Raw genomic sequence first — 12834 nt, 5'->3', positions numbered from 1 at the left:
GTGGATGGCGGCTCCAATTGGGGTCAGAGCCCTTTCCTGCGGAAAGGGATCCGACCCCACCCTATTAGACGGGACCGGCCACGCGGGCGGGTACAATGCGCCATGACTGATTTCTCGACCCTGCCGCTGAGCCCGGCCCTGCAGCCCGGCCTGGACGCCCTCGGCTACACCACCCTCACCCCCGTGCAGGCGCAGAGCCTGCCGGCCATCCTGGATGGCCGCGATGTGATCGCACAGGCGCCGACCGGCAGCGGCAAGACCGCCGCCTTCGGCCTGGGCCTGCTGCAGGCCATCGACCCCAGCCTGATCCGCGTGCAGGCGCTGGTCCTGTGCCCGACCCGCGAACTCGCCGACCAGGTCGGCAAGCAGATCCGCAAGCTGGCCACCGGCATTCCCAACCTGAAGCTGTTGCTGCTGGTGGGTGGCGTGCCGCTGGGCCCGCAGCTGGCCTCGCTGGAAGGCCACGATCCGCACGTGGTGGTCGGTACGCCCGGCCGCGTGCAGGAGCTGGCACGCAAGCGCGCGCTGAATCTTGGCGCGGTGCGCACGCTGGTGCTGGACGAGGCCGACCGCATGCTCGACATGGGCTTTGAGGAGCCCATCCGCGAGATCGCCGGCCGCACCCACAGGGATCGCCAGAGCCTGCTGTTCTCCGCCACCTTCCCCGACAGCATCCGCGCCATGGCGCGTGACCTGCTGCGCGACGCGGTGGAGGTGACCGTGGAAGGTGCCGACCAGGCACCGGCCATCCGCCACCTGTTCTGCGAGGTGGAAACGGCGCATCGCCAGAAGGCGCTGGCCGGCCTGCTGCTGAAGTACGCGCCGGAATCGGCGGTGGTGTTCTGCAACACCCGCAAGGATGTGGACGAAGTAGCCAACTCGCTGCAGCAGTTCGGCTTCTCCGCACTCGCCCTGCACGGCGACATGGAGCAGCGCGACCGTGAGGAAGTGCTGTTGCGGCTGGCCAACCGCAGCTGCAACGTGCTGGTGGCCAGCGACGTCGCCGCACGTGGCCTCGATGTGGAAGAGCTGGCGGCGGTGATCAACTACGAACTGCCGACCGACGTGGAGAGCTACCAGCACCGCGTCGGCCGTACCGGCCGTGCCGGTGCCAGCGGCCTGGCGATCAGCCTGGTGGCTGGCCGCGAAAAGACCCGCGCCGAAGCCATCGAAGCGCAGATGGGGCAACCGCTGGATTGGCAGAAGACGCCACTGGCGACCTCGCGCCCGGCCGAGTTGCCGCAGGCGGCGATGCGCACCCTGCGGATCGACGGCGGCAAGACCGACAAGCTGCGCCCGGGCGACATCCTCGGCGCACTGACCGGCGATGCCGGCCTGTCGAGCAAGTTCATCGGCAAGATCGCGATCTTCCCGACCCGCTCCTATGTGGCGATCGCGCGTGAACAGGCCAACAAGGCCATCGCCAGGCTGGAAGCCGGCAAGATCAAGGGCCGTCGCTTCCGCGTGCGGATGATGTGATTGAAGCCGCGTTGCCAACCACGGTTGGCAACGACCGGCTCCCGGTTCGTCGCTCTGGCAGATGCCAACCTTGGTTGGCATTCACCCTTCGATCAGAACATCAGTTCGGTGTGCAGTGGCAAGCCCGCCTCCCAGCGGGCCCGGCCGCCCAGGCCGTCGAGCTCGACCAGCACGCCTGCACCGACCACTTCAACACCCAGGCGGCGAACCAGCGACAACGCAGCGACCAGCGTGCCGCCGGTGGCCAGCACGTCATCGATGATCGCGACGCGGGCACCGGACGGCAACGCGTCGGCGTGCACTTCGATGCAGTCGCTGCGGTACTCCAGCGTGTATTCCTCGCGCAGCACCTGGCCCGGCAGCTTGCCCGGCTTGCGCACCGGCACGAAGCCCACGCCCAGCTCCAGTGCCATCGCGGCGCCGAGGATGAAACCACGCGATTCGATGCCGACCACCGCGTCCAGCTTCTGGTCGCGCCAACGGTCGGCCATCGCGGTGATCGCGCCACGGAAGTCCTCGCCGTGGGCGAGCAGCGGCATGATGTCCTTGAACAGGATACCGGGCTTGGGGAAGTCGGCGATGTCGCGCAGGCGGGAGGCCCACTGCGGAACGACAATGGCGTCGGTCATGTCACATTGGCTATCTGATGGCGGCATAGGGTACCTGTTCCGGGCGCCGGCTGCCTGTTGGGGGTGTCGGCAGGGCTGCGCCCTGCACCTGCGGTAGTGCCGGCCGCTGGCCGGCAACCTCAACGGCAACAGCAACAGCGTGCATTCTGTCGAAGGCGGGGTGGGTCCGGTTGCGGGGGCCGCTGCAAGTCCCCCTCCGGGGCCCGGCCCAGCCGCTGGCGGCTGGGCCGGTTTGGGGGTTTACGGCGTGTCCTGCAGCCCCACACCGCCCCGCCAGACCATCAACAATCCAGAGCCGCTTTGGCTTTGGCTTTGGATTCGGCCCTTGCCTCTGCAGGTGCAGGGCGCAGCCCTGCCGAAACCCAGCCTCAGGAACTGCAGGACAGCATCGAGCAGCCGGGGCGGTTGTCGGCCCACGCCGGGCGCTTGCGGGCGAAGTGTTCAAGCCCCGGGCGTTCGGTGTATGGGTCGCGCAGCACGTCCTGCAGCGCATGCACACTGCCGAGGTCACCCTGCTCTGCGCGGTCGATCGCCTCCTGGGCCAGCCAGTTGCGCAGCACGTACAGCGGGTTGGCCGCTGCCATCTTCGCCAAGCGTTCGCGGGCCGACAGCGGATCGCTACGCAGGCGCGCTGCGTAGTCCTGCAGCCATTGCTGCAACGGCGCCTGCACCGAATGCTTGCGCGCCTCGTCGTAGTACACCGCGTCCAGAACCGTAGCGTCCGCTGCCGACGGGTCGATGCGCATCAGTGCACGCCAGGCCAGGGTCATGTCCATGGCCCCCTCCTGCATCAGCTGCTGCCAGCGCTGGTAGAGCTGCAGGTCGTCATCGTCGGCAGCAGCCAGCCCCAGCTTCGATGCAGCATCGCGACGCGTGCAGGCCACGAAGGTGGACTGGTAGGCCGCCAGGCCCGCCTGCAGCGGTGCGACATCGGCGAACAGCGGCGACAGCGCCTGCGCCAATCGGCTCAGGTTCCAGTACGCCACCTGCGGCTGGGTGCCGAAGCGGTAGCGGCGCCCCTGGGCGTCGGTGGTGTTCGGCGTCCACTCCGGATCGAAATCCTCGACCCAGCCATAGGGGCCGTAATCAAGTGTGAGACCGAGCACGGACAGGTTATCGGTGTTCATCACGCCGTGCACGAAGCCGACACGCATCCAGTGCGCGATCATCTCGGCGGTGCGCACCGCGATCTGCGCGAACCAGTCGCCATACAGTGCCTCGCCCTGCCCCTCCAGCCCGGGGAAATCACGGGCGATGCAGGTGTCCACCAGCTGTTGCAGCAAGGCCGTCTCGCCACGCGAGGCCGGCAGCTCAAAGGAACCGAAACGCAGGAACGACGGCGAGACCCGGCACACGATGGCGCCAGGCTCGGCACGCGGGTGGCCGTCATAGAACATGTCGCGCACCACCTCCTCGCCGGTACCGACCAGCGACAACGCGCGCGTGGTCGGCACCCCCAAGTGGTGCATCGCTTCGCTGCACAGGAACTCGCGGATCGACGAGCGCAGCACTGCCCGTCCATCGGCACCGCGCGAGTACGGGGTCGGCCCGGCCCCCTTCAGCTGCAGCTCCCAGTGGCGGCCATCGGGTGCCACCAGCTCGCCCAGCGAGATCGCACGTCCGTCGCCGAGCTGGCCGGCCCAATGGCCGAACTGATGGCCACCGTAATTGGCGGCCCATGGCTGCATGCCGGCGTACAGCGCGTTGCCGCCGAATACATCGGCGAAGCCTTCGCTCTCGATCTCGGCAGCATCGAAGCCGAGCATCGTGGCAACCTCAGGCGACCACGCCAGCAACGTGGGCGCCACCACCGGGGTCGGCATCACCGGCGACCAGGCCGCGCCCAGCACTTCGCGCCTGCGCGGGCCGGATTCGGGGTCGCCCGGCAGGGTGTGCAGCAGGCGGTTGTCGAAACGGAGGCTGTGGGTATCCATGGTGCTGAAGATGGGGGCGACGGCCGCCCGCCTCAATTGCCGCTGAGCGCCTGCAGGTGGCCGCCGTGGGCCTCGGCACGCTGGTAGGCCGGGCGCTCACCAATACGCTTGAGAAAGCCGCGCAGCGCCGGCTTGTCGTCGAGCCCACCGCCACGCGCGGCAGCGGCCTGGATCGGGAAGCTCATCTGGATGTCGGCCGCACTGAAGCGCTCACCGGCAAACCACGGGCTTTCAGCCAGACGGCGCTCCATCCAGTCCAGATGCAGCCGCCGCTGCGGGCCGATGAAGCCGCGCTCGGCCTTGTCGGCAATGCTGCGTGCGATCGGGCGCGCAAAGAACGGCATCGGCGCGTTGCGTATGCGGCCCATCACCAGGGTCAGCAGCAGCGGCGGCATCGCCGAGCCTTCGGCGTAGTGCAGCCAGTAGCGGTAAGCGATGCGTTCGGCCCCGTCAGCCGGCATCGGTGACGGCGACAGCTGGCGTTGCGTGTCGTAACGGTCAGCGAGGTAGTCGAGGATCGCACCGGACTCGGCCAGTACCAGCTCGCCATCCTGCAGCACCGGTGACTTGCCGAGCGGATGCACGTTGCGCAGTTCCGGCGGCGCCAGCAGCGTCTTCGGATCACGCGGATAGCGGCGCAGTTCGTAGTCCAGCCCCAGCTCCTCCAGCATCCACAGCACGCGCAGGGAACGGGAGTTTTCCAGGTGATGAACGATGCGCATGGGGACGGCCCTCGGGAAGGTCTCCATCCTACCGCGCCGGCTGCATGCCCTTTGTAGAGCCGAGCCATGCTCCACTGTCTTTGAGAACTGTCGAGCGTGGCTCGACTCTACAAAAAACAGCGGGCAATAAAAAACGCCGGAAGCTCTCGCTTCCGGCGTTCTCTGGCTACCCAACGGTAGCAGACGGATTAGACCGCCTGCACCTGGTCAGCCTGCATACCCTTCTGACCCTGGACGGCGATGAAGGTAACTTTCTGGCCTTCCTGCAGGGTCTTGAAGCCGGTGCCCTGGATCGCGCGGAAGTGCACGAACAGGTCCGGGCCGCTTTCCGGGGTGATGAAGCCGAAGCCCTTGGCGTCGTTGAACCACTTGACGGTGCCGGTCTGACGTTCAGACATTTTACTAACTCCTGAAACACATGTTGAAAAAAATCGCAGCCACCGGGTATCGGGGCCGAGACTGAGTTGCAGGCGTTGGTAAAGCGGATCGATGAGCGGATCGTGAGATCAACTGCACCAGGCCACGATTCACGGTGACCCTAGCAAACACAGTGGGTCGCACGATACGCGTGTTTTCCGCAAAAAGCGATAGTCCCGACGTTCATGGGAACAGGTCACCCGCTAGGCGTGACAAGGGTTGGCAGCCGTTCGCGGCTAACCCCGAGCCCCCATTCAGGTTTTTCCTACCCTACACTGGGGAAATGACTGAAGCTGAAACCCCCGCTGAATACGCGCCCTCTCGCATCTGGGTGGACGCGGACGCCTGTCCGACTGTCATTCGCGACATCCTGTTTCGTGCGGCTGAACGGGTGGGGATCGAACTGACCCTGGTCGCCAACCAGTGGATCCGCACCCCGCCCTCACGCTGGCTGCGCTCGATCCAGGTGCCGCAGGGCCTGGACGTGGCCGACAGCGCCATCGTCGAGCGGGTCGCCGCCGGAGACCTGGTCGTCACCCAGGACATCCCACTGGCTGCGCTGGTGCTGGAGAAAAAGGCCGTGGCGCTGAACCCGCGCGGCCAGCTGTACACCCCGAACAACATGGCCGAGCGGCTGTCGATGCGAAATTTCATGGAGGAGCTGCGCGGCGCCGGGGCCCAGACCGGCGGACCGCCGCCCCTGGGTCCCCGCGACCGGCAGCTGTTCGCCGCCGAGCTGGACCGCTGGCTGGCGCGACGCCCGGCCCGCTGAGCGCCTGGCCGCCCTAAGCCGGAAGGCTCAGGCTGCGGCCGCTGCTGAACATCCGTCGTGCGCCACTCAACGGGTCGTCGAAGGCCAGAGCCCGCGCCAGCAGCTGCAGCGGTGACTCGGCCACATCCAGTGGCCGTTGCCGAAGCTGCGGGTACAGGTCGTCACCCATGATCGGCGCCCCCAGCATGGCCATGTGCACGCGCAACTGATGCTTGCGGCCGGTCTCCGGCAGCAGCCGGTAGCGCCAGATCGCCCCTTCGGCCTCGATCAGCTCGATCCGGCTGCGCGTATTGGGTTCACCGGGCACTTCGAACATGCGGAAGAACGGCTCGCCCGACACCAACCGGCTGTCCCGCTGCAACGGAAACGCCAGCCCCGGCAGCGCCGGTGCCAGGGCCTCATAGGTCTTCTCGATGCGCCGCTCACGGAACAGGCGCTGGTAAGCATCGCGCGACGCTCGCTGGGTCGAGAACATCACCAGCCCGGCCGTCAGCCGATCCAGCCGGTGCAGCGGTACCAGATCGGCATTGCCGGTGCGGGCGACCAGCCGCGCCAGCAGCGTCTCGCGCACATGCCCACCCGCAGGTGTCACCGGCAGGAAATGCGGCTTGTCGGCCACCAGCAGGTGCGCATCCAGATGGACGATGGTCTCGACAAAGGGAATCACCGGTTCGTCGGCCACCTCGCGGAAGTACTGGATCTCCCGCCCGACCTGCCAGGGCATGTCCGCAGTGAGCGCCCTGCCCTGCGCATCCAGCACACGGCCACGCGCGAAGCGATCCTGCCATTGCGCGCGCGCGATGCGCGGGAAACGTGCACACAGGCCATCCAGCAGGGTGGCCCAGGGGCCGGGCGGCAACTGCAGTCGGCTGGGCAAGGTCATGGCGTCCACTCCGGCCACGGGAAAGAACGCAAGCGTGCCACCGTTGACGCTGCGCAGACAGCCCAGCCACGGACACCCCCGGAGCAAACCTCTATCATTGTCGTCTTTAGTCCACGGACCCCCCATGGCTCTTACCGCCACCATCCGCAAGGCCGAACTGCAGATCAGCGACATGGATCGCGGCTACTACGCGACCCACAACCTGACCCTGGCCCAGCATCCGTCCGAGACCGACGAGCGCCTGATGGTGCGCCTGCTCGCCTTCGCACTGAACGCCGGCGACCGCCTGGAGTTCGGCCGCGGCCTGAGCACCGATGACGAACCCGACCTGTGGGAACACGACTACACCGGCGACATCCTGCAGTGGATCGACCTGGGCCATCCGGACGAATCGCGCATCCGCAAGGCCAGCAACCGCAGCCGCCAGGTGCAGGTGGTCAACTATGGCGGCAACGCCTCGGAGATCTGGTGGGGCAAGCAGGGCAAGGGCCTGGCGCGCTTCGACAATCTTTCGGTGGTCGACCTCGACGGTGCCTTCGTAGAACTGTGGGGCCAGCAGATCCAGCGCGCGATGCGCTGGAGCGTGCTGATCCAGGACGGTGAAGTGCAGCTGCTCAACGATCAGATGCAGCTCGACGTGATCCCGAACTGGCGCAAGCGCTCCAACACATGAGCGCCATCCGTTGCGATGTGGTGGTCATCGGCGCCGGCGCAGCCGGGCTGATGACCGCGATCACTGCCGGCCAGCGCGGCCGCCAGGTGCAGGTGATCGACCATGCCAACAAGGTCGGCAAGAAGATCCTGATGTCCGGCGGTGGCCGCTGCAACTTCACCAACACCGGCACCACCCCGGCCAACTTCCTGTCGGCCAACCCGCATTTCTGCAAGTCGGCGCTGGCCCGCTACACGCCCTGGCATTTCATCGAGCTGGTGCACAAGCACGGCATCGCCTATCACGAAAAGGAACTGGGGCAGTTGTTCTGCGATGTCTCCTCCAAGCAGATCGTGAAAATGCTGGTGGACGAATGCCAGGCGGCCGGCGTGCAGATCCGTAGCGACTGCAGCGTGCAGCGCATCGAGCATGGCAGCGATGGTTTCCGCGTGCACACCACGCACGGCCTGTTCCATTGCGCCTCGCTGGTGGTTGCCACCGGCGGCCTGTCGATTCCCAGCATGGGGGCCAGCGGCTTTGGCTATGAAGTGGCCCGCCAGTTCGGTCACCAGGTGCTGCCGACCCGCGCCGGGCTGGTACCGCTGACCCTCAGCGGCAAGCACCAGGAGCGGCTGGCCGACCTCAGCGGCGTCGCACTGCCGATCGAGGCGCGCTGCAACGGCAAGAGCTTCCAGAACTTCATGCTGCTGACCCACCGTGGCGTGAGCGGCCCGGCCATCCTGCAGATCTCTTCGTTCTGGCAGCCCGGCGATGCGCTGGAGCTGGACCTGTTGCCGGGCCAGGATGCCGGCGAGTGGCTGCGCAAGATGAAGCGCGACCGCCCCGCCGCCGAGCTGCGCACGGTGCTGGGCGAGGTACTGCCGAAGCGGCTGGCACAGCGGCTGTGCGAGCACTGGCTGCCCGACCGCCCCGTGCGCCAGCTGGACGAGCCGGTGCTGCGCCAGGCTGCGCAGCTGCTGGGCGCATTCCCGCTGGTGGCCAGCGGCACCGAAGGCTACCGCACCGCCGAGGTCACCCTGGGCGGCGTGGACACCGCCGAAGTGTCATCCTCAACGATGGAATCCAAGCGCGTCCCCGGCCTGCACTTCGTTGGCGAGGTGCTGGACGTGACCGGCTGGCTGGGCGGCTACAACTTCCAATGGGCCTGGGCAAGCGGCCACGCAGCGGGCGGCGTGGTGTGAACCACTTCGCCGTTCCATGCGCGCAAGGGGGACGCGCATGGACGGTTCGCCGCGCATCGTGTATCTAGATTCGCAGATTGGGGAGCAGTGCATGCAGAACGCGAACGACATCACCATCCGCCTGCTGATCGTCGATGACAGCGGCGAGAATGCCGAAGCCATCGTCAGCACCCTGCGCAACAGCGGCATCGCGGTACGCCCGTGGCGCCCACAGGATGCAGCCGAGCTGGCCCAGGTGCTGACCAGCCAGGCCATCGACCTGGTGCTGGCCTCGCCGTCGCAGGGCATTCCGCTGCAGCTGGCAGCCCAGCACATCGCCGCCAGCGGCAAGGACATCCCGCTGGTGCTGCTGGCCGAGCGCATCGACGAGGACGAACTGGTGCAGGCCAGCAGCCATGGCATCCGTGCCCTTGCCCTGCGCCAGCGCCCCGAGCACCTGCTCGCCGTGGTCCGCGACCAGTGGGTGGACCTGCAGGCGCGCCGCGGCCTGCGCCGCATCGAGGCGCAGATGCGCGAGACCGAGCGCCGCTGCGACGCGCTGATCGCCTCCTCGCGCGACCCCATCGCCTACGTGCATGAAGGCATGCACATCCGCGCCAACGACGCCTACCTGGAGATGTTCGGCTACGAGCATTTCGACGACATCGAAGGCATTTCGCTGCTGGACATGGTCGCCGCCCAGCACGTGGAGGGCTTCAAGCAGCTGCTGAAGGGCCTCAGCCGTGGCGAGGCGCCGCCGCCTCAGTACCAGCTCGACGCGCGCCACCAGGACGGCAGTGCGTTCCCGGCGACGATGGAATTTGCGGCGGCCACCTACGAGGGCGAGTCCTGCCTGCAGGTGGTTCTCCGCCGCCGCATGGAGTTCGACCCCGAACTGGCACGCGAGGTCGAGGACCTGCGCCAGCGCGACCAGGTCACCGGCCTGCTCAATCGCCCGACCTTCATGCTGCAGCTGGAAAGCGCGGTGGCCCAGGCCGGGCGCAGCGAGGGCCAGTTCGGCCTGCTGCTGATCGAGCCGGACCACTACGCGCGCCTGCTGCCGGATATCGGCCTGGCCTCGGCCGATACCCTGATCGGCGCCCTCGCCGCCCTGCTGGCCGAAGTGGTTGGCGAGGACGCGCAACTGGCCCGTTTCGGCGAACACAATTTCGCCGTGCTGCAGGCCGGACCCTACGCACAGACCGTGGCGCTGGCCGAGCGCATCCGAGAAGCCTACGCCGCGCACGTCTTCAGCATCGGCGCACGCTCGGCCACGGTGACGGTCAGCATCGGTGGCGTACAGGTCGGTGAGAAGATCGCCAGCATCGGCCAGGTGCTGGCGCGCGCCAGCGAATGCACCCAGGCTGCAGCCGAGCTGGGTAACACCTGCCGCATCTTCGACCCCGCTGCCGCCGACCGCGTCGAGGAAGAGCGTGTGCAGCGCTGGGTGGCGCGCATCCGCGAGGCGCTGGCCGGCGACGGTTTCCAGCTTCACTACCAGCCGGTGCTGAACCTGCAGGGCGAACCACTGGAGCTGTACGAAGCCTATCTGCGCCTGGAAAACAATGGCGAGCTGCTGAGCCCGACCGCGTTCCTGGGCATCGCCGAGGAACACGGCCTGCTGGCCGACATCAACCGCTGGGTGGTCTCGCAGGCGATCGCGGTGCTGGGTGAACGCGCACGTGCGGGTCATGCCACCCAGGTGCTGGTGAAGGTCACGCCGGAATCGTTCGATGACCCACAGATGATCGCCACCCTGCACCGCGAGCTGCAGGCACAGAGCGTGCCCGGCGAACGGCTGTGGCTGCATGCACCGGAAGCGAAGGTGTTCACCCACCTGCGCAGTGCACAGCAATTCCTTGCCGAAGTGGCACCACTGGGCTGCCGCATCGGCCTGGAGCAGTTCGGTTCCGGGCTGGACTCGTTCCAGCTGCTGGCCCACTTCCAGCCGCAGTTCCTCAAGCTGGACCGGGGCTTCACCAGCGACCTGGCTGCCACCCGCGAGAACATCGACCGCATCAGCCAGATCACCGCGCGTGCTCAGGAAGCGGGCATCCGCACCATTGCCGAGTTCGTCAGCGATGCCAACTCGATGACGCTGCTGTTCAGTGCCGGCGTGGATTACGTGCAGGGCGACTTCGTCGGTCCGGCGTTGCCGGAGATGGGGTTCGAATTCGGGTGACCGAGGGTAGTGCCGGCCGCCGGCCGGCAGCCTCAGGTACCCGGGGTTGCCGGCCAGCGGCCGGCACTACCAAACGAGAAGGCCGGCTTTCGCCGGCCTTCTGCTTGATCAGGTCATGTCGACCAGGTTGCCGATCTTCACGTCCGGGTTGACGTCGGCCTCGTAGTCGACGCCCTCCACGCCAAAACCGAACAGACGCAGGAAGTCGGCCTTGTAACCGGCCAGGTCGCTGATTTCGTACAGGTTCTCGTTGGTCACCTGTGGCCACAGCGCGACCACCTTGCCCTGCACGTCTGCGGCCATTTCCTTGTAGTCCGCACGCAGGCGGCCTTCCTCATCGACCAGCGCGACGGTGTGGCCGTCGCCATCGACCAGGTCGTGGCGCAGGCGATCGACCGCCACGCCATCGGACTTGCCGCCGTAAAGGATGTCGTACAGCACGTCGAGCTGCTCGATGCAGCCTTCGTGGGTGCCCTTTTCCTTCATCACCTTGAACAGCAGCGACAGGTACAGCGGCATGGTCGGAATGGCCGAGCTGGCCTGGGTCACGACGGCCTTCAGCACCGACACGCGTGCGTCGCCGCCGATTTTCGCCAGCTTTTCGCGCAGGCCCAGCACCTTGGTGTCCAGGTCCTTCTTGGCCGCGCCGATCGAGCCATTCCAGTAGATCGCCTGGGTGATCTCTTCGCCCACGTAGGTGAAGGCCGTGGTGGTACAACCATTGGCCAGCACGCCGGCATCGGCCAGCGCATCGATCCACATCTGCCAGTCCTCGCCGCCCATCACCGCGACGGTGCCGGCGATTTCTTCCGGGGTGGCCGGCTGCAGGGTGGTCTCGGTGATCACTTCCTTGTCGGTATCCAGCCCGCGCAGGGTGATCGGCTCGCCGATCGGCTTCAACGTGGAGCTGATGATCTCGCCGGTCTTCGGGTGCTTGCGGCGCGGCGCTGCCAGGCTGTAGACAACCTGGTCGACCTGGCCCAGATCGGCCTTGATCATTTCGATGGCCTTCGCCTTCACTTCATCGGAGAAGGCATCGCCATTGATGCTCTTGGCGTACAGGCCGGCTTCGTCGGCGTACTTGTGGAACGCGGCCGAGTTGTACCAGCCCGCGGTACCCGGCTTGGTCTCGCTGCCCGGGCGTTCGAAGAAGATGCCGAGGGTGGCAGCACCACTGCCGAAGGCAGCGGTGATGCGCGCAGCCAGGCCGTAGCCGGTGGAGGCGCCGATCACCAGCACACGCTTGGGACCGTTCTGGATCGGCGGGCGCGCACGGATGTAGTCGATCTGCTGCTTGACCGCGGCCTCGCAGCCGGTCGGGTGGGTGGTGACGCAGATGAAGCCGCGGACGCGCGGTTTGATGACCATGGATACCTCGGGTTGGCAGATGCGGCGCACGGGGCGCTCAGCAGGAGTACGGGCGCGCACGCGCGCGAACCGCAGGATCGTAGTGCGCGGGGGCCGAATGCACAACCGACGCTGGCGTAGGGTGGTGTTTCTTTTGCAGGGTTGCACCCTGCACCTGCGGTAGTGCCGGCCGCTGGCCGGCAACCTCAACAGCAACGTCAAAAGCCGGGCTACTGAGGGATGCCGGGGTGGGTCCGGTTGCGGGGGACGCCGTTAACCCGTCCATGGGGGCTTGGCCGCGGCATCCATGCCGCGGACACCCCCGCAACCGGACCCACCCCGCCTTTGACAGTCTTCCGCGATCTGTCGGAACAGCTCTTGGGGTCAGATCCGTTTTCTGAAGGAAAACGGATCTGACCCCAGAATTGTTTCGATATCTGACAAATGTGTCGACCCAGGTCGACACCTACCCACAGCCGTGGGGATCTGTCAGAGGTGGGGCGGTGTCGGAGTGCGGGGTGTCAGCCGCATGGATGCGGCTGCCAAGCCTACACGGACGTACTTGCGGCGTCCCCGCACTCCGACACCACCCCGCCCACCCACGGAAGGCACGCTCTTGCTGTTGCTGTTGCTGTT

General features: G+C 66.9%; 11 protein-coding genes. 5 read left to right on the top strand and 6 right to left on the bottom strand.

Annotated elements, in window-relative coordinates:
- The first annotated feature begins 102 nt into the window (after positions 1 to 102).
- On the top strand, positions 103 to 1479 hold the full coding sequence (gene dbpA, locus ACM0PY_RS06495) for an ATP-dependent RNA helicase DbpA (RefSeq protein ID WP_180884484.1): 1377 nt from the start codon (positions 103 to 105) through the stop codon (positions 1477 to 1479).
- A gap of 92 nt (positions 1480 to 1571) precedes the next feature.
- On the opposite strand, the gene ACM0PY_RS06490 is transcribed toward dbpA, so the two are convergent.
- The 4 genes from ACM0PY_RS06490 to ACM0PY_RS06475 form a co-directional block, all read right to left on the bottom strand.
- On the bottom strand, positions 1572 to 2108 hold the full coding sequence (locus ACM0PY_RS06490) for an adenine phosphoribosyltransferase (protein WP_180884486.1): 537 nt from the start codon (positions 2106 to 2108) through the stop codon (positions 1572 to 1574).
- Between the two features lie 368 nt (positions 2109 to 2476).
- The gene (locus ACM0PY_RS06485; RefSeq protein WP_180884488.1) at positions 2477 to 4042 is read right to left on the bottom strand and encodes a protein adenylyltransferase SelO; all 1566 of its coding nucleotides are present in this window, start codon (positions 4040 to 4042) and stop codon (positions 2477 to 2479) included.
- Positions 4043 to 4074: 32 nt separating this feature from the next.
- Entirely contained in the window at positions 4075 to 4764 is a 690-nt protein-coding gene (locus ACM0PY_RS06480) for a glutathione S-transferase family protein (RefSeq protein WP_010484523.1), read from the bottom strand.
- A gap of 188 nt (positions 4765 to 4952) precedes the next feature.
- Complete coding sequence (locus ACM0PY_RS06475) at positions 4953 to 5162, bottom strand: cold-shock protein (RefSeq protein ID WP_005416210.1); 210 nt, start codon at positions 5160 to 5162, stop codon at positions 4953 to 4955.
- A gap of 302 nt (positions 5163 to 5464) precedes the next feature.
- On the opposite strand from ACM0PY_RS06475, the gene ACM0PY_RS06470 reads away from it, so the two are divergent.
- A complete protein-coding gene (locus ACM0PY_RS06470; protein ID WP_180884490.1) occupies positions 5465 to 5953 on the top strand; it encodes a YaiI/YqxD family protein in 489 nt (162 codons plus the stop codon).
- Positions 5954 to 5966: 13 nt separating this feature from the next.
- Here ACM0PY_RS06470 and ACM0PY_RS06465 read toward each other — a convergent pair whose 3' ends face one another.
- Positions 5967 to 6836, bottom strand: a complete 870-nt coding sequence (locus tag ACM0PY_RS06465; protein WP_180884492.1) for a pseudouridine synthase — start codon at positions 6834 to 6836, stop codon at positions 5967 to 5969.
- A 124-nt stretch (positions 6837 to 6960) separates the two neighbouring features.
- On the opposite strand from ACM0PY_RS06465, the gene ACM0PY_RS06460 reads away from it, so the two are divergent.
- From ACM0PY_RS06460 to ACM0PY_RS06450, 3 genes are all read left to right on the top strand, one after another.
- Complete coding sequence (locus ACM0PY_RS06460; protein WP_111200675.1) at positions 6961 to 7509, top strand: YaeQ family protein; 549 nt, start codon at positions 6961 to 6963, stop codon at positions 7507 to 7509.
- Positions 7506 to 8690, top strand: coding sequence for a BaiN/RdsA family NAD(P)/FAD-dependent oxidoreductase (locus tag ACM0PY_RS06455; RefSeq protein WP_180884494.1), 1185 nt, complete (start codon positions 7506 to 7508; stop codon positions 8688 to 8690). Before ACM0PY_RS06460 ends, ACM0PY_RS06455 begins: the two co-directional genes overlap by 4 nt.
- Before the next feature lie 91 nt (positions 8691 to 8781).
- On the top strand, positions 8782 to 10851 hold the full coding sequence (locus tag ACM0PY_RS06450) for an EAL domain-containing response regulator (RefSeq protein ID WP_111200684.1): 2070 nt from the start codon (positions 8782 to 8784) through the stop codon (positions 10849 to 10851).
- Between the two features lie 108 nt (positions 10852 to 10959).
- Here the strand turns inward: ACM0PY_RS06450 and fabV are convergent, their stop codons facing one another.
- Positions 10960 to 12219: an enoyl-ACP reductase FabV gene (gene fabV, locus ACM0PY_RS06445; protein ID WP_111200677.1), complete on the bottom strand. Its 1260-nt coding sequence runs from the start codon at positions 12217 to 12219 to the stop codon at positions 10960 to 10962.
- Positions 12220 to 12834: the final 615 nt, after the last annotated feature.

The sequence above is a fragment of the Stenotrophomonas sp. BR163 genome (assembly GCF_047520985.2).
Classification (GTDB): domain Bacteria; phylum Pseudomonadota; class Gammaproteobacteria; order Xanthomonadales; family Xanthomonadaceae; genus Stenotrophomonas; species Stenotrophomonas sepilia.
The sequence above is the reverse complement of the archived record's forward strand: the minus strand, read 5'-3'. Positions and strand labels throughout refer to the sequence as shown.